Raw genomic sequence first — 26,453 nt, forward strand, 5'->3', positions numbered from 1 at the left:
CTCGGCGTTCTCCCTGCGGAGTGGCCTCTAGGCATGATCCATGCTGCGCCGCAAGAGGATGGCGTCAGCGAGGCGTTCCCGCAAGCACCACGTCGGCGGCGGCGTGACCGGAGCGCGCCGCACCCTCGATGGTTGCCGGAATCCCGGTGTCCGTCCAGTCTCCGGCCAACACCAGATTGCACCACCGCGTCCGCGCCTTCGGGCGGCGGGTGAGGTTGTCCGGCGACTGCACGAAGGTGGCGCGGCGCTCCTTGATGATGCGGGCCGGCGGCGTCGGCGTGCCGCTGCGGCCGAGCACCGCGGCGACATCCCGCCACAGCCTCTCCGCCAGTTCCTCGGCCGGGCGGTCGACAAGGGCACCGGCGGCGCTGACGGTGACGCTGACCACGTCGCCGCGCACGAAGGCCCAATGCGCCGTCCCGCCGACGATGCCCAGGAACGGCAAGCCCCCCGGCAGCCCGGCCGGCTCCGCAAGCCGGTAGTGCGCGTTGAGGATGGCATGCCCTTCGCCACCCGGCACCGATAGACCGGGCAGCAGCGCCGCGGCGGCGGCGGCCGGCACTGCCAGCACGACGCGGTCGTCCGGCCCCAACTCTTCGCTGTGGTCGGCAAAGCGCAGCGCGGCGGCGCGGTCGTCCGTCCGCTCGATGGACGCCAGACGGCTGCCGAAACGCACTTCCGCCCCCGCCGCGGCCAGCGTGGCCAGCGCCGGTTCGACGAAGCTCGCCGTCAGCCCGTCGCGCGCCACCAGCGGCCGACAGGCGTCGGCCCCCAGCGCGAAGGTCTCCCGCAGCACCGACCACAGCAGCCGCGCCGCACCGGTGTCGGGCGCGGCGTTGAGCGCCGCCAGCGTCAGCGGTTCCCAGAAGCGCCGGTACAGCGGATGCCCCTCGGGCACCCGCGCGGCCACCGTATCCCCGGCCGAGGCCAGCGCCAGCCGCAAACCACCGGCATAGTCGGCCGGCCGCGTCCCAGGAATGCGCCGATCCGGCACGAAGATCCACCAGGGCAGGACGCCCCGGTTGGGCCGCACGGTCCAGCGCTCGTCCGTCGCCAGATCGATGAAGGGAAAGCCGGCCTCCGCCGGCCCGGTCAGCGTGCCCCCACCCCCGCTCTCCTCCAAGAACGCCAACGCCGCGCGGTTGGCGCTGAGCAGCAGATGGTTGCCGTTGTCGATGGTGCGGCCGAGCGTCGGTTCGTAGAACGACCGGCACCGCCCCCCTGCGGCCGGCGCCGCCTCGTGCAGCGCCACGCGCCGCCCGGCGCGGGCCAGCCGCACCGCGCAAGCCAATCCGGCCACGCCGGCACCGATCACATGGACGGTCGCCATGCCGGCCTCAGCAGCCCCTTGGTGAGGGCGGCCCAAAGTTTCCGCGGCTTGCTCAGCGCCAGCGGCGCCTCGGCGCCGTGCCAGCCGCGCCGCTCCAGCGCATCGAGGATGCCTTCGTAGATCCCCATCATCAGCAGCGCCGGCCGCAGCCGGGCGCGCCGGCAGCGCAGCAGGGCGCGGTCCGCCTCGGCGAAGCGGGCGCGCGCCATGGCGGCCAGCTCCCGGCAGGCGGAGTCGAGGGCCGGGTGTGCGAGCACCGCCGGGATGCCGGCGGCCGGGTCGATGCCGTGCCGGCGCAGCAGGTCGCCGGGCAGGTAGAGGCGGCCGCGCTCGGCGTCCTCGCCCACGTCGCGCAGGATGTTGGTCAGTTGCAGCGCCTCGCCGAGCGCCACGGCGAAGTCGCGCGCCTCCGGCTCGTCGGCGCCGAAGGCGTGCAGCGACAGCATGCCCACCGCCCCGGCCACCCGCCGGCAGTACAGCGTCAGCGTCGCCATGTCCGGCGCCTGCAGGCCGTCGCCGAGGTCCATCTCCATACCGTCGATGATGGTCAGCAACTCGTCGCGCGGCAGGTCGAAGCGCCGCACCGCCTCGGCCAGCGCCCACGCGGTGGGGCGGGTCGGGCAGCCGGCGTAGAGGCGTTCGACCTCGGCCCGCCATTCCCGAAGCTCCGCCCGCTTCACCGCGTCGGAATCCGGCCCATCGGCAATGTCATCCACCTCGCGGCAGAAGGCGTAGACAGCATACATCGCCGTGCGGCGGTCGGGTGGCAGGATGCGCATGCCGAGATAGAAGGACGACCCGGAGCGCGTCACCACCTCGGTGATGTGGGCAAGCGGGTCCAGCCCCTCGTCATCGTGGGTGATTCCGGTCATTCAGCCCGCACCTCCCCACTTGCGGCCCTCCTGCGCGCCCATCCAAGCGTCGGTGGTGAGAGCAGGCGTTGTGATGCGAAACCATACAGGATAGGCTTTGCGCATTCCATTGGCCATTGCGTGGCTTCTCGTTAGGGTGGATCGTGGCTTCGCCTCGGTCCGGCGAAATCGACCGCAGAGGAGATGGACGACGATGCTTCGCTCCGCTTTCGCCGTCGTGCGGACCCTGTCCACCGCAGCCGTGCTGCTGGCCCTGGCCGGCTGCGCGTCGTCTCCGCCGCAACCGGCGTCCGGCGACGTGGCCAACGACCCGCTGGAGATTCCAAACCGGTTCGTCTTCGCCGCCAACGACGCGGTGGACACGCTGCTGATCCGGCCGGCCGCCGAGGTCTATCACGGCGTCGTGCCCGACCCGGTCCGCGACGTGGTGCGGAACATCCTGCGCAACCTGTTGAGCCCGCTCACCATCGCCAACGACCTGTTGCAGGGCGATTTCGCCGCGGCGCAGGACGACACCGGGCGCTTCATGATCAACACCATCATCGGCCTGGGTGGTGCGGCCGACGTGGCGGAAACCGCCGGCCTCCCCTACCGGGAGCGTGATTTCGGCCAGACCCTCGGCCGCTGGGGCGTCGGCGAGGGCGCGTACCTCGTCCTGCCGCTCTATGGCCCGTCCACGCTCCGCGATGCGGCGGGACTCGGCGTGGACAGCCTGGCGGACCCCGTGGGCTATGTGGCGCGGGCTCATGACCTCACCGGCTGGCTGTTCGTCCGGGAAGGGGTATCCGGCCTCGACAAGCGCGCGAACGCCCTGCGCGAACTCGACGATGTCCGCCGCAACTCCATCGATTACTACGCAACGCTGCGAAGCCTCTACCTCCAGCAGCGGCGGACGTTCATCGGTGGGGCCGCCGGTGCTCAGCCTGGCGTTCCCGAATTCCCGGAGTTTCCCGACGACACCCCGGCGAAAACGCGCTGATGGCCCGCGGCATGATCCGACGCACGCTCCTGACCGCGGCGCTGCTCCTCGCCCTGCCCTTCGCTCTGGCTGCCGGCCCTGCGTCGGCGCACGCCGTCGTGCAGGAGGCGCACCCGGCCGACGGCGCCGTCGTCCCCCCCGACACCGACGTGCGGCTGCGCTTCAACAGCCGCATCGATCACGCCCGCAGCCGCTTGACGCTGTCCTCCGGCAAAGCCAACGCCGTCGCCGTACCACCGGCCGCGGACGTGCCGCCCGACACGCTCGCCGCGCGGCTGAACGGCCTGGCGCCCGGCCCCTACCGGCTGCAATGGCAAGTGCTGTCGGTGGACGGCCACATCACCCGCGGCGAAATCCGATTCAGCGTCGGGGCTCCGTAACCCCATGGCGCTGCTGATCGACGTCTTCGGCCTGCTGTCCGTCCTGCTGCGCGGGCTGGTGCTGGTGGGAACGGTGACGACGGTCGGCGGCATCGCCTTCCTGGCGCTGCTGGTTCGCCCGCTGCGCGGCACCCTCGGCGCTTTCGCCGGCCCGGTCGAGGCGCGCAGCCGCCGCCTGTTGCGCATCGCCGCGGCGGGTCTCGCCGTGACCGTCGCCCTCGACCTCGCGGTGGAAACCGCCATCCTGGTCGGCACCACCGACCTGTCGCTGGCGGAGGTCGCCGGCGCCGACTTCGTCCGGGCCGGCACCGTTGCCTTCCTGGCCGCCTTGACGGCCGCCGCCCTGGCGGGCCGGCGCGGCGTCTGGCCGCTGCTGCCGCTGGCGGCGCTGCTGGTCGGCGCCGCGGTGGCGACCAGCCACGCCGCGGCGCGCCCCGAAGAACGCGGCCTGCTGCTCGTCCTCGCCACGCTGCACCACGCCGGGGCGGCGGTGTGGGTCGGCGGCATTCCGTTCCTGGTCGGCGCCCTGGCACTGGTCGGCACTCAGCCGGTGTGGGCGCGCATCGGCCGTCGCTTCTCGTGGATGGCGATCGGTGCCGTCGCATCGCTTCTGGCCGGCGGGATCGGCATGGGCGTCGCCTATGTCGGCGACCCGACCGGCCTCTTCGGCACCGCCTACGGCGTCATGCTGACGACCAAGGTGCTGCTGGCCGCCGCGATGCTCGGCCTGGGGCTGCTCAACTACCGCCTGATCGAGCGCGCGGTGCGCGGCGAGGCGGCGCCCGCCATCCGCATGCGCCGCTTCGCCGAGGCGGAGATCGGCATCGGCATGACGGTGCTGTTCGCCGCGGCGTCGCTGACCTCGCTGCCGCCGGCCGTGGATCTCGCGCACGACCGCGTCACCATGGCGGAGATCGTCGAGCGCCTGGAGCCGCGCTGGCCCTCGCTCGCCACCCCCGCGCACGGCAGCCTCGGCATACCCAGCCTCCAGGCCACGCTGGACGCGGAGGCGCACCACCACGGCGGCGCAGCACCTCCGGCCTTCGTGCCGGGCTCCGGCGCGCCGCCGCCGCGCAACGCCGCCGACATCGCGTGGTCGGAGTACAATCACCACTGGGCCGGCCTGATCCTGCTCGCTGTCGGGCTTGCGGCGCTGCTGGAGAAATCCGGGCGGGCATCCTGGGCGCGCAACTGGCCGCTGCTGTTCCTCGGCCTTGCAGCCTTCCTCCTGGTGCGCGCCGACCCTGAGAGCTGGCCGCTCGGCGACATCGGCTTCCTGGAGGGGTTCCGCGAGCCGGAGGTGATGGAGCATCGCTTCTTCGTCGTGCTGATCTCCGCCTTCGCCCTGTTCGAATGGGGCGTGCGCACCGGGCGGCTGCGCACACCGTGGATGGCCCTGGTCTTCCCGCTGATCTGCGCGGTGGGCGGCGGTGTGCTGTTGACGCACTCCCATTCGCTGGCGAACGTGCGCGAGGAACTGCTGATCGAGATCACCCACACGCCGCTGGCCGTCCTGGGCGTGGCGGCCGGCTGGTCCCGCTGGCTGGAAATCCGCCTGCCCGAGGGCGACCGCCGCATCCCCGCCCACGTCTGGCCGGTGTGCTTCGTCCTGGTCGGGCTGGTGTTGCTGGGCTACCGCGAGGCCTGACGGACGATGGCCGAGGGGATGGTCGAGCAAGTGGTCGAGCGCATCGTGGCTTTCTGCGTGCGGCGCGCGGGGCTGGTGGTGGCGCTGGCGCTGATCGCCACCGTGCTGCTGGGCGCGGTCGCCGGGACGCGGCTCGGCATGGACACGGACGTGGACAAGCTGATCGCCGCCGACCTGCCCTGGCGCCAGCGCGAGATCGCCTATGACCGGCTGTTCCCGCAGTACGTGAACCTGCTGGCCGTGGTGGTGGACGGCCGCACGCCGGAACTGGCGGACGCCGCCGCCGCCCGGCTGGCCGAACGGCTGCGCGCCCGGCCCGACCTGTTCCTCAGCGTCCGCCGCCCCGACGCCGGCCCGTTTTTCGAGCGCAACGGCGTGCTCTTCCTGCCGGTCGAGGAGGTCCGCGCGCTCACCGAACAGATCATCGGGGCGCAACCGCTGATCGGCTCGCTGGCCGCCGACCCCAGCGCGCGCGGCTTGTTCGGCGCCTTGGGACTGGTGTTCGAGGGGGTGGAGCGCGGCCAAGCCGACATGGCGATGATCGCCGGCCCGCTGGACGCCATCGCCGGCACGCTCCGCGCCGCCCTCGACGGCCGGGCCGAGCCGCTGTCCTGGCAAACCCTGCTGACCGGCCGCCCCCCGCGCCCGGAGGAACTGCGCCGCTTCGTGCTGGCGCAGCCGGTGCTCGACTTCGGCGACCTGAAATCCGGTTCCGGGCCGAGCGAAATGGTGCGCGCCGCGGCGCGGGACCTCGGCCTGACGCCGGAGGCCGGCGTGCGCGTCCGCCTGACCGGCAGCGTGGCACTGAACGACGAGGAGTTCGCCACCGTTTCCGAAGGCGCCGAAGTGTCGCTGGCGCTGTCGGCGGCTCTGGTGCTGGGCATCCTGTTCCTGGCGGTGCGCTCCTGGCGGCTCATCGTGCCGATCATGGCGACGCTCACCGCCGGGCTGGTGGCGACCGGGGCGTTCGCCGCGCTGACGGTGGGGACGCTGAACCCGATCTCGGTGGCCTTCGCGGTGATGTTCGTCGGCATCGCCGTGGATTTCGGCATCCAGGTCTGCGTGCGCTATCGCGATCGCCGCCACCGCGTCGCCGCCCTCGCTCCGGCGCTGCGGCAGACCGGCCGGGAGGTCGCCCGGCCGCTGCTGCTGGCCGCAGCCACCACGGCAGCGGGCTTCCTTGCCTTCGTGCCGACGGCCTATGTGGGCGTGTCGCAACTCGGCTTGATCGCCGGGGCCGGCATGCTCATCGCGGTGCTGCTGAACCTGACGCTGCTGCCGGCGCTGCTGGCATTGCTGCGCCCGGCGCCGGAACCCGAGCCGGTGGGCATCGCCGCCGCAGCCGTGCTCGATCGCGCGCTGCTGCGCCATCGCAGCGCAGTGCTGGCGGTGGCGGCGCTGGTCGCGGTGGCCGGTCTTGCGCTGCTGCCGCGCCTCGGCTTCGACTTCAACCCGCTGAACCTCAAGGACCCGGCCACCGAGTCCATGACAGCCATGCGCGACCTGATGGCAAACCCGCTGACCAGCCCCTTCACCGCCGTCGTGCTGACACCGTCACCGCAGGCGGCGGCCGATGTCGCCGAGCGGCTCGGCCGGCTGCCCGAGGTCGCGCAAGTGCTGAACATCACCAGCTTCGTGCCGGAGGAGCAGGACGCCAAGCTGGCGCTGCTGGCCGACGCCGCGCTGCTGGTCGGCCCGACGCTGACCCCGGCCGCTACCGCCCCACCGCCCGCGCCCGAGGCGATCCGCGCCGCCGCCGCCGATACCGCGCGGCACCTGCGCGCCCTCATCGCCGTCGACAAGGCGGGACAGGCGGAACTCGCCGGACTTCTGGAATGCCTCGCCCGCGCCGACGACACCACCGTCCGCCAAGCCGACGCGGCGCTGACCGGCGGGCTGCCGGCCCAACTGCGCGGCCTCGCCGCCATGCTGGAGGCCCAGCTGGTGACCCTCGACACGCTGCCGGCCGAGTTGCGGCGCGATTGGGTGGCAGAGGACGGCACGGCGCGCGTCGAGGCCTACCCGGCCGGCGACGCGGCCGACAACGCCACGCTGGTCCGCTTCGCCGACGCGGTGCGCGCCGTGGCGCCGGAGGCCACCGGGCCGGCGGTGTGGATCCAGGAATCGGCACGCACCGTCAGCCGCGCCTTCCTGCAAGCCGCCGGCTTCGCGCTCGTCTCGATCACGGTTCTGCTCGCCGTAGCGCTGCGCCGCGCGTGGGACGTGGCGCTGGTGGTGGCGCCGCTGATGCTGGCTCTGCTGCTGACGCTGGCGGTTTGCGTGCTGACCGGGCTGCCGCTGAACTTCGCCAACGTCATCGCGCTGCCGCTGCTGCTGGGTGTCGGCGTCGCTTTCAACATCTACTTCGTCGTCAACTGGCGCGCCGGTCAGGCCGAGCCGCTGGCCTCCCCCACCGCGCGTGCGGTGGCGTTCAGCGCGCTGGCCACCGGCGCGGCCTTCGGCGCGCTGGCGCTGTCGAAACACCCCGGCACGGCGAGCCTCGGCCTTCTGCTGACCATCGCATTGGGCTGCACGCTGCTCACGGCGACGCTGGTGCTGCCGGCGCTGTTGGGACCGCCTCGGGAGAGGGGCCAGGAAAGGAAGTGAGCGCGATCCCCCGCTCCCGCACGATGGCCACCGCCGCCGGGCTCACCAGCGCCGCGAACTCCTCGGCGTGGCGGTAGCCGGGCATGGCGGCAGCCAGGGCGGGCGTGGTCTCCACCGCCGGATGCGCGTAGATCTCGCTGACCCCGTCCGGCAGGGCGCACAGCAGCGCCGCCACGCGCTCCCCGGTCATCGCCCCCGACCAGCGGATGCCGTACACCCGGTCCGCCGCCGCCATCCCGGCCCGCCGCACCCGCCGCCGCAGCAGGCCGAGCCACGGCGCCAGCAGCGCCCCACCGATCCCGCCGCCCGGCTCGTACGGCACGCGCACAGCGCGGCAGCCGTGCTCCGCCGCCAGTTCCACGAGCAGCCGGCCGACCGTCGGGTGAAGGTGCATGTGCTTATGCGCGTCCACATGCCCCAGCGGCAGCCCGGTCGCGGCGAAGGCGCGGAACTGCGCGCGGATTTCCGCTTCCAACTGCCGGCGCACGGCCGGACGGAAGAAATACGACACGCCGGCCAACGCCTGCCGGTCCGAGAATCGCCGGTCCGCCCCCACCAGATCGGGGATCTCCTCTGGCGGCAACAGCGCCTCTCCATCCACCAGCGTCAGATGCAGCCCGACGCCCAGCGTCGGCATCCGGCGCGCCCGCGCCACCGCGTCGGCGACGGCGGGCGCGGCCACCATCAGGCTGGCCGCGGTCAGGATGCCCTCGCGGTGGGCGCGCTCGACCGCCTCGTTGACGGCCGGGTCGAGGCCGAAATCGTCGGCGGTGACGATCAGCCGCTTCAGGTCCCCACCCTCCGCTCGCGCAGGAACTGGAAGAACTCCACCCCCTCGCGCAGGCGGCGCTTCATCATGTCGGGGCTGCGCAGCATCTCGCCGACGATGGCGCCGATCTTGCGCGGGCGGAAATAGAAGCGCCGGTAGAAGGTCTCCACCGACTCGAAGATCTCCGTATGCGTCAGGTGCGGGTAGTGCAGCGGCGCGATCTGCACCCCGCGCTCATCGATCAGCTCGGCGTGCTCGGCGTCGAACCAGCCGTTCTCCACCGCCTGCCGGTGCAGCTCGGTGCCCGGATAGGGCGCGGCCAGCGAGACCTGGATGGTGTGCGGGTTGGCGTCGATGGCGAAACGGATGGTCTCCTCGATGGTCTCGCGCGTCTCGCCGGGCAGGCCGAGGACGAAGGTGCCGTGGATGGCGATGCCCAACTCGTGGCAGTCCCTGGTGAAGCGCTTGGCGACGTCGATGCGCATGCCCTTCCTGATGTTGTGCAGGATCTGCTGGTTGCCGGATTCGTAGCCGACCAGCAGCAGGCGCAGGCCGTTGTCCTTCAGAACCTTCAGCGCGTCGCGCGGCACGTTGGCCTTGGCGTTGCACGACCATGTGACCCCCATCCGCCCCAACTCGCGGGCGATGGCCTGGGCGCGCGGCAGATCGTCGGTGAAGGTGTCGTCGTCGAAGAAGAACTCCTTCACCTGCGGGAAGGCCTCGCGGGCGAAAGCGATCTCCTCCACCACATGGCGGACGCTGCGCGTGCGGTAGCGATGCCCGCCCACCGTCTGCGGCCACAGGCAGAAGGTGCAGTGCGACTTGCAGCCGCGCCCGGTGTACAGAGAGATGTACGGGTGCTTCAGATAACCGATGAAATAGTCTTCGATGCGCAGGTCGCGCTTATAGATTTCGGTGACGAACGGCAGCGCGTCCATGGTTTCCAGCATCGCCCGCTCCGGCCGGTGCACGATGGCGCCGTCCCTGGTGCGGTAGCTCAGCCCGTCGATGGTGTCGAACGCCCGGCCCTCGGCGACCTCCTTGATGGTGAAGTCGAACTCGTTGCGGGCGACGAAGTCGATGGCGGCCGACGCCTTCAGGCTGTTTTCCGGATCGACCGCCACCTTGGCGCCGACGAAGCCGATGGTCAGCGCCGGATTCACCTCCTTCAGCGCTTCCGCCACCGTCACGTCGGAGGCGAAGGACGGCGTCGAGGTGTGCATCACCACAAGGTCGTAGTCGCGCACCAGCGGCAGGATCTCGTCCAGCGTGGTGCCGGCCGGCGGCGCGTCGATCAGGCGCGAGCCGGGGACCAGCGCCGCCGGCTGCGCCAGCCACGTCGGGAACCAGAACGAGCGGATCTCGCGCTTGGCCTGATAGCGCGAGCCGGCGCCGCCGTCGAATCCGTCGAAGGAGGGCGGCTGGAGAAACAGGGTTCGCATCATGCCTTCTCTCCATGCAGGCGCAGGCGCCCATCGGGGTCCACATGGTAGCGCGCGCCACGCCACGTCACCCCCGTCCCGCAGAAACTGGCGAGCACCAGGGCGAACGACAACAGGTCGCGGCACGGCATCAGCCACAGGGGCGTGGGCGTAAGCCCGAGGCTGCGGTCGATGGCGCGCCCGGCCGCCAGCCGCGCCGCCAGCGCCACGCCCAACACCGCCAGCCCGACACCGCCCCACCCCGCCGCCGCGCACACCGCCAGGGCCAGCAGTGCCACCGGCACCGGATAGGTGACGATGGACCCGGCGTGCCCGGCCGGCTCGATGGAGCGGATCGTGCGCATCCAGCGCAGCTCGTGCGCGACCAGCTCGGCGGCGGTCGCTTCGCTCACCGTCGTGCCGACCACGCAGGGCGACAGGACGATCTCCAGCCCCAGTTCGCGCACCGCGGCGCCGAGGGCATGGTCGTCGGCCAGCCGGTCCTGAAAACGCTCCAGCCCGCCGAGCCGGTCGAGCACGTCGCGGCGCAGCGCCATGGTGGCGCCGAAACAGCCGTCCCGCCGCCCCAACAGGCGCCCGACGAGCACCGACGGCAGGAAGCCGTGGCCGATGAACACCGCCCCCAGCCGCGCCCAGACGCCATCCACCGGACGCCCGGTGTAGAGACAGGTCACCAGCCCGGCACCCGGCTGCTCCAGCCCCGCGGCGACGGCGTCGAGATAGCCCTCGGGCACCCGCACGTCGCTGTCGGCGATCACCAGCAGATCGTGCTTGGCGTGCGGCAGCATGGACAACAGGTTGGCGACCTTGCGGTTGGCGCCGTGCGATCCGCCGCCCACCACCAGAACGATGTCCGAGTCGGGATGTTCGGCGATCAGCCGACGGACGGTGGCGATGGCCGGGTCCCCCGCGTCCTGCACGCCCAACACGATCTGGCACCCCGGATAACCCTGCGTGCAGAACGAGCGCAGGCTGTCGAACAGCCACGGCTCGTCCCCGCACAGCGGCTTCAGCACGCTCACCGGCGGCCGGCGGGAGGGAACCGGCGCGGCGGCGCGGCTGAACCGGGCCACGGCCAGCAGGGCGGCGGCAAGGTAGATCACCCCCGCGACCGTCGCCAACACCAGCACGCCCGCCGCGACCATCACGCCGCCCATACCCGTCTCTTCGTAGTTACCACCAACGTGGATCGGTGTTCCCTGCGCCGCAAGCAATGGTGCCGCACGCCGACCTGAGATGATATTCTCGAAACACCAGATCCCAAAAGGGGAAGCGCACAATGACGCAGCGGCATATCTTCAGGCATAGGACGGTCACTGCACAAGTGCGAAGGGCCGCGGTTCATGGAAAGATGTTGGGAAAGGGAATGCTGCGCTCCATGTAAGGGTGGACTGTAGACCTTTGCGCAATCCGTTACGGATCGCGCGCCGTCGCGAACAGCTTGGGGGGATGCCGTATGCCCGAGCGGCCTCTGAAGGTGGTTCTTGCACAGCCGCGGGGCTTCTGCGCCGGCGTGGAACGGGCGATTCAGATCGTCGAACGCGCATTGGAGAAATTCGGCGCGCCGGTCTACGTCCGGCACGAAATCGTTCACAACAGGCACGTGGTGGAAGGGCTGCGCAAACGCGGCGCATGTTTCGTCGAGAGCCTGGATGAAATCCCCGCCGGTGCCGTGACCATCTTCAGCGCGCACGGCGTGTCCAAGGCGGTCGAGAGAATGGCGCAGGAACGGAACCTGCACGTGATCGACGCCACCTGCCCGCTGGTGACCAAGGTGCACCGCGAGGGGCAGCGCTACGCCAGCTCCGGGTACGACATCGTCCTCATCGGCCACCAAGGGCACGCCGAGGTGGAGGGCACCATCGGCCAGATCGCCGGCCCCGTCCACGTCGTGTCCTCGGTCGCCGGCGTGGCGGATCTCCAGCCGCGCGACCCCGATTGCGTCGCCTACATCACCCAGACCACGCTCAGCGTCGACGACACGAGGGAGATCATCCAGGCGCTGGTCGAACGCTTCCCGCGCATCATCGGCCCGCACGTCAAGGACATCTGCTACGCCACGCAGAACCGCCAGATCGCGGTGCGCGAGTTGGCGCAGGGCGTCGACGCGATCCTCGTCGTCGGCGCCGCCAACAGCTCGAACTCGAACCGGCTGCGCGAGATCGGCACCAGCACGGGAAAGCCCTGCCACCTGATCGACGACGCCGGGGCGATGGACGCCGCGTGGCTGGACGGCGTGTCGTCCATCGGCATCACCGCCGGGGCGTCGGCGCCCGAGGTGCTGGTGCAGGGTGTGGTGACGCGCCTGGCCAGCTTGCGCCCGATCCACCTGGAAACGCTCAGCGGCATGGTCGAGGATGTCCATTTCCGGCTCCCGGACGAACTCGACCCGGACCGGGCCGCCTGACCTGAAGCCATCAATCCTCGGGAGTGCTCGGTGCCGATCCCTCTGCGTCAACAGATCGCCATCGGCGGCTATGTCCTCAAGCAGCGTCTGCTGGGCCGGACGCGCTATCCCCTGGTGCTGATGCTGGAGCCGCTGTTCCAGTGCAACCTCGCCTGCGCCGGCTGCGGCAAGATCGACTATCCCGACACCATTCTGAAGCGCCGCTTGAGCGTGCAGGAGTGCCTGGACGCCGTGGACGAGTGCGGCGCGCCGGTGGTGTCGATCCCCGGCGGCGAACCGCTGCTGCACAAGGACATCGGCGCCATCGTCGCCGGCATCGTGGCGCGGCGCCGGTACGTGTACCTGTGCACCAACGCGCTGCTGCTGGAGAAGAAGCTCGACCTGTTCACGCCCAGCCGCTACCTGACCTTCTCCATTCATCTGGACGGCCTGCGCGAGCAGCACGATAAGGCGGTCTGCCAGCCCGGCGTGTTCGACCGCGCGGTGGCGGCGATTCAGACGGCCAAGGCACGCGGCTTCCGGGTCGGCGTCAACGCCACCCTGTTCGACGACGCCCGGCCGGACGAGGTCGCGGCCTACCTGGACCGCGTTGCCGAGCTGGGCGTGGAGGGAGTGACGATCTCCCCCGGCTATGCCTACGAGCGGGCGCCGGACCAGCAGCATTTCCTCAACCGCCGCCGGACCAAGGAGCTGTTCCGCGCCGTCTTCCGCCTGGGCCGGGGAAAACGCTGGCCGCTCAACCATTCGGCCCTCTACCTCGACTTTCTGGCCGGCAACCAGTCCTACCGCTGTTCGCCCTGGGGCAACCCGACCCGGAACGTCTTCGGCTGGCAGCGCCCCTGCTACCTGCTGGGCGAGGGCTACGCCGCGTCGTTCAAGGAACTGATGGAGGACACCGAGTGGGAGCGCTACGGAACCGGCTCCTACGAGAAGTGCGCGAACTGCATGGCCCACTGCGGCTACGAGCCGACCGCGGTCACCGACGCCGTCGCCAACCCGCTGAAGCTGCTTCGCGTGGCCCTGAGCGGCCCCGGCACCATCGGCCCCTTCGCCGACGAGATCCCGCTGGACCACCAGCGATCCGCCGAGTTCATCCACGACGCGCTGGTGGAGAGAGCCCTGGACGAGCACCACCACCCCTCGCCCTGACGTGACCGAGGAGAACCCCATGAGCACGGGCACGGCGCCGCCGCCGGTCCCGCCCCGGCCAGCGGCACGGCGTGGCGCCATCAACTTCTCCGACCTGACCGAGCGGGAACTGCTGGCGCTCGCCATCTCGCTGGAGGAGGAGGACGAGCGCATCTACGACGAGTTCGCCGCCGCGCTGCACGAAACCTATCCGGACACCGCCACGATGTTCCGCGCGCTGTCCGCCGAGGAGAGCGGCCACCGGCATCGCCTGCTCGACCTCTACCGCGCGCGCTTCGGCGACCACATCCCGCTGATCCGCCGGCAGGACGTGAAGGGCTTCGTCCAACGCAAACCGGTGTGGCTATCCCGCCCGCTCGGCCTCGACAAGGTGCGCGAGCAGGCCGAACTGATGGAAGCGGAGACCAAGCGCTTCTACACCCGCGCGGCGCAACGCTCGACCGACGCCGCGGTGCGCCAGCTGCTCGGCGACCTCGCGGCCGAGGAGCGCCGCCACGAAGCGAAGGCCGAGCGCCTCGAAGCCCGCTACGTGACGCCGGAGGTGCGGCGCAGCGAAGGGGAAGCGGAGCGGCGGCTGTTCGTCCTGCAATTCGTCCAGCCGGGCTTGGCCGGGCTGATGGACGGTTCGGTCTCCACCCTGGCGCCGCTGTTCGCGGCGGCGTTCGCCACCCACGACACCTGGGAGACCTTCCTGGTCGGCGTCGCCTCGGCCGTCGGTGCCGGCATCAGCATGGGCTTCGCCGAGGCGCTGTCGGACGACGGCTCGCTGACCGGACGCGGCAGTCCCTGGCTGCGCGGGGTGGTGTGCGGGCTGATGACGGGGGTGGGCGGCCTCGGGCACGCCCTGCCCTACCTGATCAGGGATTTCTGGACGGCGACGGCCATCGCCGTCGCCGTGGTGCTGCTCGAACTCGCCGTCATCTCCTGGATCCGCAACCGCTACATGGACACGCCGCTGCTCGCGGCGGCGTTCCAGGTCGTGGTCGGCGGCTTGCTGGTGTTCGCCGCCGGGATCGCCATCGGCAGTTCGTAGCCCCCACTCACCCGCATCACCACTCCCCCGCCCCAAAGAACCGCTCCAGGCGTGCGAGATAAGGGGCGATGTCGTAGCCCTGCGCCGCCAGCCAGTCATCGTTGTGGTAGGTGTTGCGGTAGCGTTCACCCGGATCGCACAGCAGAGTCACCACCGAGCCGCCGCGCCCCTCGCGGCTCATCTCCGCCATCAACTCGGCGCAGCCCCACAGGTTGGTCCCGGTCGAGCCGCCGACGGTTCGGCCGATCAGCCGCGACAGGAAGCGCATGGCGGCGAAACTGGCGGCGTCCGGCACATCGATCAGGCGGTCGATCACCTCGGGCACGAAGGAGGGTTCGACGCGAGGCCGGCCGATACCCTCGATGGCGGAACCGCGGGCGCGGGTGACCGTGCGGTCGCGGGTGCGCCAGCATTCGGCGAACACCGAGTGCTCGGGATCGACGACGCACAGCCGGGTGGCGTGGCGGCGGTAGCGCAGGTAGCGGCCGATGGTGGCCGAGGTGCCGCCGGTGCCGGCGCCACAGACGATCCACTCCGGGACCGGGTGTTCCTCCTGCGCAAGTTGCTGGAAGACGGACTCCGCGATGTTGTTGTTGCCGCGCCAGTCGGTGGCACGCTCGGCGTAGGTGAACTGGTCCATGAAGTGGCCGCCGACCTCCGCGGCGAGCCGCCGGCTCTCGGAGACCACGGTGGTCGGATCATCCACGAAATGGCAGCGCCCCCCGTAGAACTCGATTTGCGCCACCTTCTCGCACGACGTGCCGCGCGGCATCACCGCCAGGAAGGGGAGCCCGAGCAGGCGGGCGAAATACGCCTCGGACACCGCGGTCGAGCCCGAGGACGCCTCGATGACGGTAGCCCCCTCGCTGATCCAGCCATTGCACAGCGCGTAGAGAAACAGCGAGCGCGCCAAGCGGTGCTTCAGACTGCCGGTGGCATGCGTGGATTCGTCCTTCAGGTAAAGCGTGATGCCCGCCAGCGCCGGCACCTCCACCCGGATCAGGTGGGTGTCGGCTGAGCGATTGAAGTCGGCCTCGATCCTCTGGATCGCCTCGTAAGCCCAGCCCCGGCCACCCATGTTGTCTTTCCACATGCCTGTTGGCCTCATGCCTGTTGGCGCCATGTTGAGCGGCACGAAGCATAAAACGAGGCCGGCGTTCAATGGTTGCGGAAAACGTCACCGCCCGGAGCTTACCACCCCTGGAGCGTTGCCGGCGGCGCGGTCTCTCTGAAATGATCGCAGTGGGCCACCGCCGTTTGGAGACCGCCATGCGCTTGGGGGTGCTCGCGACATTGTGGCTGGTCACAGCCTGCGCCACCAATCAACAGTCCTGCATCAGCCGTGGTCACCGGCCGGGCACCGACGACTATGCCGACTGCATGGCGCACCGTGAGCAAGCCGGACAGGATGCGCTGGACCGCGTCCGCAGCTTCGAGAGCGGCAACGCCGTCTGGAAGGGCAGCATCCACCCTCCGGTCTGCGTTGGCCGGACCTGCTATTGAGCAAGGGCGCACCGGCGCCCCCGCTGCGGCAAACCACTGCGGCAAACTGTCCACCCCCTTTCGCCCGTTTGCATCGGGAATTGATATACTAGTATTATATACAGCAGGCCACGCTCCGCCTTCTCCTGAGAGGGATACCCTGGACCATGTCGACGCCCATCGAACTCCGGCGCGAGAACTTCCGCACCACCCTGGACGGCAAGCCGGTGGACCTGTTCACGCTGCGGAACCGCAACGGGATGGTGGTGCGGATCACCAACTACGGCTCGAAGATCGAGCAGCTCCTGATCCCCGACCGCGACGGTGTTCCCGGCGACGTGGTGCAGGGGTACGAGACCATCGATCAGGTGATGAACGGCCAGCCCTCCATGGGCTCGTTCATCGGCCGCTATTGCGGGCGCATCGACCGGGGCCGCTTCACGCTGGACGGCGTCGAGCACCAGACGGAGATCAACAGCCCGCCCAACACCCTGCACGGCGGCAAGCGCGGCTCGCGCTTCCGGGTCTTCAACGCCCGTCCGATCGACGAGTCCAGCCTCGAACTGACCTACGTCTTCCAAGACGGAGAAGAAGGCTTCCCCGGCACCCTGCCGGTGCGTCTGGTGTATTCGGTGGACGATGACAACGCGCTGACGATCGCCTGGACCGCCGTGGCGGCCGACAAGACGACGGTCGCCAACTTCACCGACCACACCTTCTTCAACCTGTCGGGTGACGCCGGCTCCTCCATTCTCGACCATTTCGCCACCATCCAGGGCAGCCGCTATCTGGCGCTCAGCGAAACCGCGGTGCCGACCGGCGAGACGGTGGACGTGACCGGCACGCCGCACGACTTTCGCACGCCGACGCCGCTGGGCGCGCGCATCGGCGCCGACGACCCCATGCTGAAACTCGGCCAGGGGTACGATCTGCATTATGTGGTGGACAAGCCGGCCGGCGCGCTGGGCCTGCACGCCCGCGTCGTGCACCCCGGCAGCGGCCGCACGCTGGAGGTCCGCTCCACCGAACCGGGCCTACAGCTCTACACCGGCAACTTTCTGGAAGGCAAAGCGCCGCGCGACGTGGGCAAGGGCAACACCCTGTACACCAGGCACAGCGCCTTCTGCCTGGAACCGTCGCACTTCCCGAACGCCGTCAACGCGCCGGGCTTCCCGTCCACGGTCCTCAAACCCGGTGAATGGTACGCCGGCCGGATCATCTACGCGTTCGGGATCGCCTGAGAGCATCCACCCCGAGAGCATCCACCATGAATCGCCTGTCGCCATGGCTCTACGCCATGCTTCTGGCCGCCGGAGCCCTGCTGTTCCTGGTGGCCGACCATACGCTGGAGGGTTGGGCGCGGGTCGCCGGCATGAGTGTCGGCGCAACGCTCTGCCTGCTCCTGCCGCTGGCTCCGGCGGCTATCGCGCCGCCTCGGCCTCCGCTGCCGCCGAGAAGTACAGCGGGTTCGCCTTCTGCGCTTCCGCGATGGTGACTTGCAGGTCATCGAGGTGCGCGGTGAGCGCCTGGACGGCGCGGTCCGGGTCGTGGCCGGCGATGGCCTCGAGCACCGCTTCGTGTTCGCTGATCACCACGCTCATGCGGCCACGCACCGGCAGAGTCAGGCGGCGGTAGCGGTCCACCTGCACCTTGACCTGCTGGATCAGCGTCCAGAAACCGGGATAACCCGCGGTTTCGGCAAGCAGGGCGTGGAATTCCTCGTCGGCCTGGTGGAAGCCTTCGAGGTCGCCGGCCGCGTCGCGTTCGCGCTGAAGCTCCAGGCAGGCGCGCAGCCGGGCGACCTGGCTGCGGGTGGCGCGCTGGGCGGCGTAGCGCACCGTCGCCTCTTCGAGAACCCGGCGGATGGCGATGGCCTCCGGCAGCGCGGCGAGCGGGATGCGGGACACGAAGGTGCCGGACTGCGGGAACACCTCGATCAGCCCCTCGTCGGCCAGCTTCAGCACCGCTTCGCGCACCGGGGTGCGGCTGACGCCGTAGGCCTCGGCGATCTGCTTTTCGGCGATGGCTTCACCGGGCTTGCGGCGCAGCGAGAGGATGTCGTCGCGCAGTTCGCGATAGATGCTGGCCGACACCGTGGCGCCGCGCGGGGCAGGCCGCGCGACCGGCGCCCTGAGCCCGCGCCGGCGAAGGGGTTCCGCAGGAGGGGTGGTGGCTATGTCGGTGCCGGAAACCACGGCCTGTACAGCTTTCGTCAAAGCGCGCTCCAGTTCGCAGGAACGGCAGGGGGCCATTCAAAAGACCGCGCCCCGCATTAATCTTAATATACGAATGCGCCCCGGAAGCGTCAAACACGGTGGATGCCGTGGGAACGGGGGCCGCCCCGTCTGAAATACTCGGCTCCGGCACGATTCGGTATAGGTCCGCGACATTTCGGCGCTTGGTGCGCGATCGCGTCGAAAAGGGCCTTGAAATCGCCACTGATATATTAATATACTCTCGGAATCGGGCAGCCCTTCCCGCGCACCCTTCCCTTTCGGAGACGGACGATGCTCCACCCTGATCGACTTTTCCCGAGCGACCCCGCGCAACGCGCCATCGCGCGCCGTCTGTACGCCGAGGTGAGCGGCCTGCCCATCGTCAGCCCGCACGGGCACACCGATCCGTCCTGGTTCGCCAGGAACGAGCCCTTCCCCGACCCGGCGACGCTGTTCGTCAAGCCCGACCACTACGCCTTCCGCATGCTGTACAGCCAGGGCGTGCCGATGGAGAGCCTGGGCGTTCCGCGCAAGGACGGCGGCCCGGTCGAGACCGACTCCCGCAAGATCTGGCGCCTGCTGGCCGACCATTGGCACCTGTTCCGCGGCACGCCGACGCGCCTGTGGCTGGAGCACGCCTTCGAGACCGGCTTCGGCGTCACCGAGCGCCTGAGCGCCGACACCGCCGACCGCATCTACGACCAGATCGAGGCGTGTCTGCGTAAGCCGGAGTTCCGCCCGCGCGCCCTGTTCGAGCGCTTCAACATCGAGGTGCTGGCGACCACCGAGTCCCCGCTCGACACGCTGGAGCATCACCGCGCCATCCGCGACAGCGGCTGGAAGGGCCGGGTGATCACCGCCTTCCGCCCCGACCCCGTCGTCGATCCCGAGTTCGAGGGTTTTCAGGCCAACGTCGAGGCGCTGGGCACCATCACCGGCGAGGACACCACGACCTGGGCTGGCTATCTCGCGGCGCTGGCGAACCGCCGCCGCTATTTCAAGGAGGTCGGCGGCGCCACGTCGACCGACCACGGCCACCCCACCGCGACCACCGCCGACCTGGACGCCGGTGCGGCCGCGGCGCTGTTCGACAAGGCGTTGCGCGGCACGGTCACCCCGGCCGAGGCCGAGCTGTTCCGCGGCCAGATGCTGACGGAAATGGCGCGCATGAGCCTGGAGGACGGGCTGGTCATGCAGATCCACCCCGGCTCCTCGCGCAACCACAACCCCGTCGTGTTCGAGCGCTTCGGCCGCGACAAGGGCGCCGACATCCCGAGCCGGACCGAGTACGTGCAGGCGCTCAAGCCGCTGCTCGACCGCTTCGGCAACGAGCGTGACCTGACCATCATCCTGTTCACGCTGGACGAGACCAGCTACAGCCGCGAACTGGCGCCGCTGGCCGGGCACTACCCGGCGCTGCGCCTTGGGCCGGCGTGGTGGTTCCACGACAGCCCGGAGGGCATGCGCCGCTTCCGCGAGATGGTCACGGAGACGGCGGGTTTCTACAACACCGTGGGTTTCAACGACGACACCCGCGCCTTCTGCTCGATCCCAGCCCGCCACGACGTGGCGCGGCGCGTGGACTGCGCCTTCCTGGCGCGGCTGATCGCCGAGCACCGGCTGGACGAGGACGAGGGCCGCGAGCTGGCGGTGGACCTCGCCTACCGCCTCGCCAAGAACGCCTACAAGCTCTGATCGCCAAGCTCTGACCGGAGGACTTTTTCCATGGCATCGCTGACCATCCGTCTGCATCCCGCGGACAACGTCGTCATCGCCGGCGTCGATCTGCTGCCCGGCGTCGGCCTGCCCGGCACGGACGTGGTGTGCCGGACGCCGGTCCCGGCCGGCCACAAGGTGGCGGTGCAGGCGATCGCGGTCGGTGAGCCGGTGCGCAAGTACAATCAGGTCATCGGCTTCGCCACCGCGCCCATCGCCCCCGGCGAGCATGTCCACGTGCAGAACCTGGGCATGGGCGACAGCTTCGAACGCGACCACGCCTTCGGCGCCGACGCCCACCCGACGGCGTTCGCGCCGGAATCCGAACGCGCCACCTTCCAGGGCATCGTGCGCCCGGACGGCAGCGTGGCGACGCGCAACTACATCGGCGTGCTGACCAGCGTGAACTGCTCGGCCACCGCCGCGCGGATGATCGCCGACCAGTTCCGCGGGCCGGCGCTGGACGACTATCCCAACGTGGACGGCGTGGTGGCCCTGACGCACGGCTACGGCTGCGGCATGGCCGGGTCGGGCGACGTCATGGACACGCTGCGCCGGACCATCGCCGGCTACGCCCGCCACCCGAACTTCGCGGCGGTGCTGCTGGTCGGGCTCGGCTGTGAAGTGAACCAAATCGACAAGATCGTCGAGGCCGAAGGCCTGGAGCCGGGCGAGCGCCTGCACACCCTGTCCATCCAGGAGATCGGCGGCACCCCCGCGGCGGTGCGCGAGGGCGTGCGGCTGATCCGGGAGATGCTGCCGCGGGTCAACGACGTGACGCGCCGGACCGTGCCGGCCAGCCATCTGACGCTGGCGCTGCAATGCGGCGGCTCGGACGGCTATTCGGGCATCACCGCCAACCCGGCGCTGGGCTATGCGGTGGATCTGCTGGTGCGCCAGGGCGGCACCGCCGTGCTGTCCGAGACGCCGGAGGTCTACGGCGCCGAGCACCTGCTGACCCGCCGCGCCGTCAGCCCCAACGTCGGCCGGAAGCTGGTCGAGCGCATCGGCTGGTGGGAGGAGTACACCACCCGCACCGGTGGCGAGATGAACAACAACCCCTCGCCCGGCAACAAGGCGGGCGGCCTGACCACCATCCTGGAAAAATCGCTGGGCGCGGTCGCCAAGGCCGGCACCACCAACCTCGTGGACGTGGTGCGCTATGCCGAGCCGATCCGCGGTCCGGGGCTGGTGTTCATGGACACGCCCGGCTACGACCCGGTGTCGGCGACGGGGCAGGTGGCCGGCGGGGCCAATGTGCTGTGCTTCACCACCGGCCGCGGCTCGGTCTTCGGCTGCAAGCCGACGCCCAGCCTGAAGCTCGCCACCAACACGCCGCTGTTCCGGCGCATGCCCGACGACATGGACATCGACTGCGGCACCATCGCCACCGGCGACGCCACCATCGAGGAGGTCGGCCGGCGCATCTTCGACCTGATCCTGGAAACCGCCTCGGGCCGCAAGAGCAAGAGCGAGGAGCTGGGCTTCGGCGCGGACGAGTTCACCCCCTGGCAGATGGGCGCGGTGATGTGATAGCCAAAAAACCGGAGGCGTCCGAAGGGGCGCCCCGGTCCGTTTCTGGTCCTGCTGCGCTGCGACATTTTGCCGACACGGAGGGGCGGCGGTGGATTGGGCTTGCTTCGCACACTGATATACTAGTATATATTTTTCCACGAGGCCGACCCATTTTTTGCGGCGCTTGCCCGCGCCGATCGCGGGAGAAGGCGCAACCGCCATGGTTTCGAAGGCCCACCGCGCCGCGGGATCGCCGGCCCACCCCCATTTTGCGGAGCTTGCTTCGACATGAGCACCACCCAACCGATCCGCCGCTTCCGGCAAACCAAGATCGTCGCCACGCTCGGGCCATCCACCGCGACGCCTGACATGATCCGCGCCGTGTTCGAAGCCGGCGTGGACGTCGTCCGCCTGAACTTCAGCCACGGCAGCCACGAGGACCACGGCGCGCGCGTCAAGGCGATCCGCGCGCTGGAGCGCGAGACCGGCCGGCCCATCGCCATCATGGCCGACCTGCAAGGCCCGAAGCTGCGCCTTGGCACCTTCGCGAACGGCCCGGTCGAGCTGACCGCGGGCCAGAGCTTCCGCCTCGACCTTTCCAAGGAGCCCGGCGACGCCACCCGCGTCGGCATGCCCCACCCCGAGATCTTCGCGGCGCTGGAGCCCGAGGCCGAACTGCTGCTGGACGACGGCAAGGTGCGCCTGCGCGTCGTCGCCTGCGGCCCGGACCACGCCGACACCGTGGTGGTGAGCGGCACGAAGCTGTCCGACCGCAAGGGCGTCAACGTGCCCGGCGTGGTGCTGCCGCTGTCACCGCTCACCTCCAAGGACCTCGCCGACCTCGCCTTCGCCCTGGACCAGGGGGTGGACTGGGTGGCGCTCAGCTTCGTGCAGCGGCCGGAGGACGTGGCGGAAGCGCGCAAGCTGATCGCCGGCCGCGCGGCGCTGCTGTCCAAGATGGAGAAGCCGCAGGCCATCCAGCACCTGGAGCGCATCGTCGAGCTGTCGGACGGCGTCATGGTGGCGCGCGGCGACCTCGGCGTCGAGCTGCCGCCGGAAGACGTTCCATCCATCCAGAAGCGCATCGTCCGCGAGGCGCGCCGCGCCGGCAAGCCGGTGATCGTCGCCACGCAGATGCTGGAATCCATGATCTCCGCCCCGGCGCCGACGCGCGCCGAGGCGTCGGACGTGGCCACCGCGGTGTTCGACGGCGCCGACGCGGTGATGCTGTCGGCCGAGACGGCGTCCGGCGCCTATCCCGTCGAGGCGGTGTCGATCATGGACCGCATCGCGCGGCGGGTGGAGAACGACCCGCTCTACCGCACCATGATGGACGCGCAGCACGCCGACCCGGAGCAGACCTCGTCCGACGCCATCACCGCCGCGGCGCGGCAGGTGGCGCACACGGTGCAGGCGGCGGCCATCGTCACCTACACCACGTCGGGATCGACCACGCTGCGCGCCGCCCGCGAGCGGCCGGAGGTGCCGATCCTCTGCCTGACCGCCAGCGTCGCGGCGTCGCGCCGGCTGGTGCTGGCTTATGGCGTGCACAGCGTGCTGACCGAGGACGTGCAGAACTTCTCGGACATGGTGCACAAGGCCGCGCGCATCGCCTACGCCCACGGCCTTGCCGATGACGGGCAGCGTCTGGTGATCACCGCGGGCGTGCCGTTCGGCATGCCGGGTTCGACCAACGTGCTGCGCATCGCCTGGGTCGAGCGCCCCAGCACCCCGACGCCGCGTCAGGCCCCCACCGGACAGCGGGAATCGCTGGGCCATGCCCGCGCCGCCATGGCCGACGGCGAGGACTGATCACCCGCATCGGAGAAGACGGCTCCCCATTCTGTGGTCGGGCTCCTCTGTGTGGGCGTCCTGACGACCGTCATCTGGCCGTGAGGCAGCAGGCGAAAAAGGCACTTGCGCCCCACATTGATATACTAGTATATTCATTGCTGTGCAGTCTTCGTCGTGGAGGGTTGGTGAACGCCTCTGCGACGGGGTGCGTTTCTCCCTAGACTTGGGCCACCGGGTGTTCCCCACTCCGTGGCCCTTTTGTTTCCCAAACCGCCTGACACGACCATGCGCGACGGCCCCCTACCCGACACCCAGACGCCCCCGCGGCCCCCTGCCCCTCCGGTGCGGCGGGACGACCCGGTGCGCGGCATCCTTCTGGTGGTCGTGGCGGTGTTCTTCTTTTCCTGCTCGGACGCGGCGGCCAAGTACCTGAGCCAAACCCTGCCCTCCATCGAGATCGGGTGGATTCGCTACGCGTGCTTCTCGGTCCTCGTGCTGCCGCTGATTCTGCGCGGCCGGCAATCGGCCCTGCGGACGGAACGCCCCCTGCTGCAAATCCTGCGCGGCCTGGGCATGCTGGGGTCGGCACTGTTCTTCATCATCGGCATGCGGTACCTGCCGATGGCCGAGGCGGCGGCAACCAGCTACGTCTCACCCGCCTTCGTCACCGCGCTGTCGATCCCGTTGCTGGGCGAGCGCGTCGGGCCACGGCGCTGGGCGGCGGTGCTCATCGGCCTGATCGGCGTGTTCATCGTCATCCGGCCGGGCGGCGCCGCGTTCCAGCCGGCAGCGGTGTTTCCCATTCTCTCCGCCATGAGCTGGGCCGGCGGCATCGTCATCACCCGCCGCATGACCGGCATGGAGGACCCCACCACCACGTTGGTGTGGACCGCGCTGACCGGCTTCGTGGTGTTGAGCGCGCTGCTGCCCTTCGATGCGGTGATGCCCAGTGCCACCGAGCTTGCGCTGGGTCTGCTGATCGGCGTCGTGTCGACCCTGGGCCAGTGGCTGCTCATCCAGGCCTACCGCCATGGTGACGCGTCGGTGCTGGCGCCCTTCTCGTACATCCAGCTCGTCTGGTCCACGGCGGCCGGGTATCTGGTCTTCGCCGCGGTGCCCGACCTGTGGACGTTCGCCGGCATGTCGGTGATCGTCGCCAGCGGCCTCTACACCGCCCACCGCGAGCGCGTCCGCATAAGGGACCGGGCCGGCCCCCCCACCTGACGCTTGCGACATTTCGTCGTCACACCCGAACATGGCCGATGGGGCTTGCATCCCGCACTGATATATTAATATACTTTCTTGGCATTCGGGACTGGCTGAGCGGTGATGGTCTGGGTTGGAAGCGGGGCCTCGCCGATCTCGACGCCAGCGCTCATCTCCTCGAACACGACGGCACACACGGCCGCTTCCCGCGAACAGACATCACGAAGGGACGAGCGATGGGGACCTCCACGCAACGGGTAGCGGCTCTGGGCGAATGCATGATCGAGCTGTTTCGCCGCCCCGATGGCTCGCTGACCATGGGCTTCGGCGGCGACACGCTGAACACCGCCGTCTATCTCGCCCGCCTGGGTGTCGCGGCGGACTATGTGACGGCGCTCGGCGACGATCCCACCAGCGCCGGGATGATCGCCGCATGGCAGGCTGAAGGGGTCGGCACGCAGCACGTCCTGCGTCTGCCGGGCCGGCTGCCGGGGCTCTACATGATCGAGACCGACGCGGCGGGCGAGCGGCGCTTTCTCTACTGGCGCGACATGGCGCCGGCGCGCGAGCTGTTCGTGCTGCCGCAGTCGCCGGCCCTGATCGAGGCGCTGGAGGGCTATGACCTGCTGTACCTCTCGGGCATCAGTCTGGCGATCTGGGGCGAGCGCGGGCGCGACGTTCTGTTCGCCCTGCTCGACCGCGTGCGGGCGCGCGGCGGGCGGGTCGCCTTCGACACCAACTGGCGCCCGCGCCTGTGGCCCGACCGCGAAACCGCCCAGCGCGCCTACGACGCCATGCTGAGCCGTACCGACATCGCCCTGCCCGGCGTCACCGACCTGCGCGAGCTGTACGGTGATGCCGACGCCGACGCCGTGCTCGCCCGCGTGCGCGCGGCCGGCGTGCCGGAGATCGTGCTGAAGCTGGAGGCGCCCGGCTGCATCGTCAGCGATGGCGGGACGGGTGTCGACGTTCCGGCCGAGCGCGTGTCGACCGTGGTGGACACCACGGCGGCCGGCGACAGCTTCAGCGCCGGCTACCTCGCCGCACGGCTGGAGGGACGCACTCCGGTGGAGGCGGCGCGCGCCGCGCACCGGCTGGCGGCGGCGGTCATCCAGCACCGCGGCGCCATCATCCCCCGCGACGCCATGTGCGCCGCACGCAAGGCGACAAGCTTATGAACGCCCCCATCGCCAAACCCCTTCCCCGCGCCCTGAACCGCAGCACCACCGCGGCGGCCGGCATCTATCGCAACCTGCGCACCGACATCGTCTCGCTGCGCCGCAAGCCCGGCGAGGCCATCGTCGAGAAGCAGATCGCCGAGACCTTCGGCGTCAGCCGCACCCCGGTGCGCGAAGCGGTGCTGAAGCTGGCCGACGAAGGGCTGATCGAGATCTTCCCGCAGTCCGGCACCTTCGTGTCCCGCATCCCGGTCTGCGCCCTGCCCGAGGCCAGCGTCATCCGCAAGGCGCTGGAAGAGGCGACCGTCCGCCTCGCCGCCCAACGCGCCACCCGCAGCCAGATCGCCCAATTGCGCGCCTGCCTGGAACGCCAGCACGAGGTGGACGCGGCGCACGACGCGGACGGCTTCCATCAGGCCGACGAGGCGTTCCACGCGCTGATCGCCAAGATTGCCGGCTATCCCGGCTTCTGGACCGTCACCCAACAGGTCAAGGTGCAGGTGGACCGCTGCCGCCGCCTGACCCTGCCGATGCCCGGCCGTATCGGGACGGTCATCGCCGAACACGAGGCCATCGTCGAGGCCATCGCCAGTCACGACCCCGACCGCGCTGTCCGCGCCTTGGCCGATCACATCGACGGCCTGCGCCTGACCATCGACGACGTCCGCCACGCCACTCCAGCCTATTTCTCCGGCAACCCCGGAGAGTGCAACTGGGGATGACAGCCGTC

The 26,453-nt window shown here is 70.2% G+C and carries 22 protein-coding genes; 15 read left to right on the plus strand and 7 right to left on the minus strand.

The annotated features are described in order from the left end of the window. Window positions 1-64 precede the first annotated feature (64 nt). A complete protein-coding gene (gene hpnE / locus ACSVDD_RS19120) occupies window positions 65-1,330 on the minus strand; it encodes a hydroxysqualene dehydroxylase HpnE (RefSeq protein WP_448190980.1) in 1,266 nt (421 codons plus the stop codon). Then, window positions 1,312-2,202: a presqualene diphosphate synthase HpnD gene (gene hpnD / locus ACSVDD_RS19125; RefSeq protein WP_448190981.1), complete on the minus strand. Its 891-nt coding sequence runs from the start codon at window positions 2,200-2,202 to the stop codon at window positions 1,312-1,314. The genes hpnE and hpnD overlap by 19 nt, the downstream gene beginning before the upstream one ends. A gap of 193 nt (window positions 2,203-2,395) precedes the next feature. Between hpnD and ACSVDD_RS19130 the strand changes: the two genes are divergently transcribed. The 4 genes from ACSVDD_RS19130 to ACSVDD_RS19145 are packed head-to-tail and all read left to right on the plus strand — an operon-like array spanning window position 2,396 to window position 7,816. After that, entirely contained in the window at window positions 2,396-3,181 is a 786-nt protein-coding gene (locus tag ACSVDD_RS19130; RefSeq protein ID WP_448190982.1) for an MlaA family lipoprotein, read from the plus strand. Between the two features lie 11 nt (window positions 3,182-3,192). Next, window positions 3,193-3,561, plus strand: coding sequence for a copper resistance CopC family protein (locus ACSVDD_RS19135; protein WP_448190983.1), 369 nt, complete (start codon window positions 3,193-3,195; stop codon window positions 3,559-3,561). 4 nt (window positions 3,562-3,565) lie between these two features. Next, window positions 3,566-5,209 carry a CopD family protein gene (locus ACSVDD_RS19140; RefSeq protein WP_448190984.1) on the plus strand — a complete coding sequence of 548 codons (1,644 nt, stop codon included), beginning with the start codon at window positions 3,566-3,568 and terminating at the stop codon, window positions 5,207-5,209. Between the two features lie 6 nt (window positions 5,210-5,215). Next, the gene (locus ACSVDD_RS19145) at window positions 5,216-7,816 is read left to right on the plus strand and encodes an MMPL family transporter (RefSeq protein ID WP_448190985.1); all 2,601 of its coding nucleotides are present in this window, start codon (window positions 5,216-5,218) and stop codon (window positions 7,814-7,816) included. Here ACSVDD_RS19145 and hpnK read toward each other — a convergent pair. The 3 genes from hpnK to hpnI are packed head-to-tail and all read right to left on the minus strand — an operon-like array spanning window position 7,749 to window position 11,184. Beyond that, window positions 7,749-8,606: a hopanoid biosynthesis-associated protein HpnK gene (hpnK, locus tag ACSVDD_RS19150; RefSeq protein ID WP_448191109.1), complete on the minus strand. Its 858-nt coding sequence runs from the start codon at window positions 8,604-8,606 to the stop codon at window positions 7,749-7,751. The two genes, ACSVDD_RS19145 and hpnK, sit on opposite strands and share 68 nt — an antisense overlap. Then, window positions 8,603-10,030, minus strand: coding sequence for a hopanoid biosynthesis associated radical SAM protein HpnJ (gene hpnJ / locus ACSVDD_RS19155; RefSeq protein WP_448190986.1), 1,428 nt, complete (start codon window positions 10,028-10,030; stop codon window positions 8,603-8,605). Before hpnJ ends, hpnK begins: the two co-directional genes overlap by 4 nt. After that, a complete protein-coding gene (hpnI, locus tag ACSVDD_RS19160) occupies window positions 10,027-11,184 on the minus strand; it encodes a bacteriohopanetetrol glucosamine biosynthesis glycosyltransferase HpnI (RefSeq protein ID WP_448190987.1) in 1,158 nt (385 codons plus the stop codon). Before hpnI ends, hpnJ begins: the two co-directional genes overlap by 4 nt. A gap of 299 nt (window positions 11,185-11,483) precedes the next feature. Between hpnI and ispH the strand changes: the two genes are divergently transcribed. Genes ispH through mbfA form a run of 3 tightly spaced genes read left to right on the plus strand, consistent with a single transcriptional unit; the run spans window position 11,484 to window position 14,616 of the window. Continuing rightward, the gene (ispH, locus tag ACSVDD_RS19165) at window positions 11,484-12,434 is read left to right on the plus strand and encodes a 4-hydroxy-3-methylbut-2-enyl diphosphate reductase (protein WP_448190988.1); all 951 of its coding nucleotides are present in this window, start codon (window positions 11,484-11,486) and stop codon (window positions 12,432-12,434) included. A gap of 30 nt (window positions 12,435-12,464) precedes the next feature. Then, the gene (hpnH, locus tag ACSVDD_RS19170) at window positions 12,465-13,583 is read left to right on the plus strand and encodes an adenosyl-hopene transferase HpnH (RefSeq protein WP_448190989.1); all 1,119 of its coding nucleotides are present in this window, start codon (window positions 12,465-12,467) and stop codon (window positions 13,581-13,583) included. Between the two features lie 19 nt (window positions 13,584-13,602). Beyond that, window positions 13,603-14,616: an iron exporter MbfA gene (gene mbfA, locus ACSVDD_RS19175; protein WP_448190990.1), complete on the plus strand. Its 1,014-nt coding sequence runs from the start codon at window positions 13,603-13,605 to the stop codon at window positions 14,614-14,616. Window positions 14,617-14,632: 16 nt separating this feature from the next. Here the strand turns inward: mbfA and cds1 are convergent, their stop codons facing one another. Further along, window positions 14,633-15,709 (minus strand): L-cysteine desulfhydrase Cds1, encoded by a 1,077-nt coding sequence (gene cds1 / locus ACSVDD_RS19180; protein WP_448190991.1) that lies wholly within the window; start codon window positions 15,707-15,709, stop codon window positions 14,633-14,635. A 140-nt stretch (window positions 15,710-15,849) separates the two neighbouring features. Between cds1 and ACSVDD_RS19185 the strand changes: the two genes are divergently transcribed. Together ACSVDD_RS19185 and ACSVDD_RS19190 are read left to right on the plus strand one after the other, a co-directional pair. Beyond that, window positions 15,850-16,119, plus strand: a complete 270-nt coding sequence (locus ACSVDD_RS19185; RefSeq protein ID WP_448190992.1) for a hypothetical protein — start codon at window positions 15,850-15,852, stop codon at window positions 16,117-16,119. A gap of 146 nt (window positions 16,120-16,265) precedes the next feature. Then, a complete protein-coding gene (locus ACSVDD_RS19190) occupies window positions 16,266-17,339 on the plus strand; it encodes an aldose epimerase family protein (protein ID WP_448190993.1) in 1,074 nt (357 codons plus the stop codon). Window positions 17,340-17,519: 180 nt separating this feature from the next. On the opposite strand, the gene ACSVDD_RS19195 is transcribed toward ACSVDD_RS19190, so the two are convergent. Then, window positions 17,520-18,314 carry a GntR family transcriptional regulator gene (locus ACSVDD_RS19195; protein WP_448190994.1) on the minus strand — a complete coding sequence of 265 codons (795 nt, stop codon included), beginning with the start codon at window positions 18,312-18,314 and terminating at the stop codon, window positions 17,520-17,522. 291 nt (window positions 18,315-18,605) lie between these two features. Here ACSVDD_RS19195 and uxaC point away from each other — a divergent pair, with 291 nt between their 5' ends. The 6 genes from uxaC (at window position 18,606) to ACSVDD_RS19225 (ending at window position 26,445) form a co-directional block, all read left to right on the plus strand. Beyond that, entirely contained in the window at window positions 18,606-20,009 is a 1,404-nt protein-coding gene (uxaC, locus tag ACSVDD_RS19200) for a glucuronate isomerase (RefSeq protein WP_448190995.1), read from the plus strand. 30 nt (window positions 20,010-20,039) lie between these two features. Beyond that, the gene (locus ACSVDD_RS19205) at window positions 20,040-21,563 is read left to right on the plus strand and encodes a D-arabinonate dehydratase (protein WP_448190996.1); all 1,524 of its coding nucleotides are present in this window, start codon (window positions 20,040-20,042) and stop codon (window positions 21,561-21,563) included. 270 nt (window positions 21,564-21,833) lie between these two features. Continuing rightward, window positions 21,834-23,357: a pyruvate kinase gene (pyk, locus tag ACSVDD_RS19210; RefSeq protein ID WP_448190997.1), complete on the plus strand. Its 1,524-nt coding sequence runs from the start codon at window positions 21,834-21,836 to the stop codon at window positions 23,355-23,357. Between the two features lie 342 nt (window positions 23,358-23,699). Beyond that, window positions 23,700-24,563, plus strand: coding sequence for a DMT family transporter (locus tag ACSVDD_RS19215; protein WP_448190998.1), 864 nt, complete (start codon window positions 23,700-23,702; stop codon window positions 24,561-24,563). Window positions 24,564-24,823: 260 nt separating this feature from the next. After that, window positions 24,824-25,723 (plus strand): sugar kinase, encoded by a 900-nt coding sequence (locus ACSVDD_RS19220; protein ID WP_448190999.1) that lies wholly within the window; start codon window positions 24,824-24,826, stop codon window positions 25,721-25,723. After that, window positions 25,720-26,445 carry a GntR family transcriptional regulator gene (locus tag ACSVDD_RS19225; protein WP_448191000.1) on the plus strand — a complete coding sequence of 242 codons (726 nt, stop codon included), beginning with the start codon at window positions 25,720-25,722 and terminating at the stop codon, window positions 26,443-26,445. Before ACSVDD_RS19220 ends, ACSVDD_RS19225 begins: the two co-directional genes overlap by 4 nt. Window positions 26,446-26,453: the final 8 nt, after the last annotated feature.

This window comes from Azospirillum terrae, from assembly GCF_053470425.1.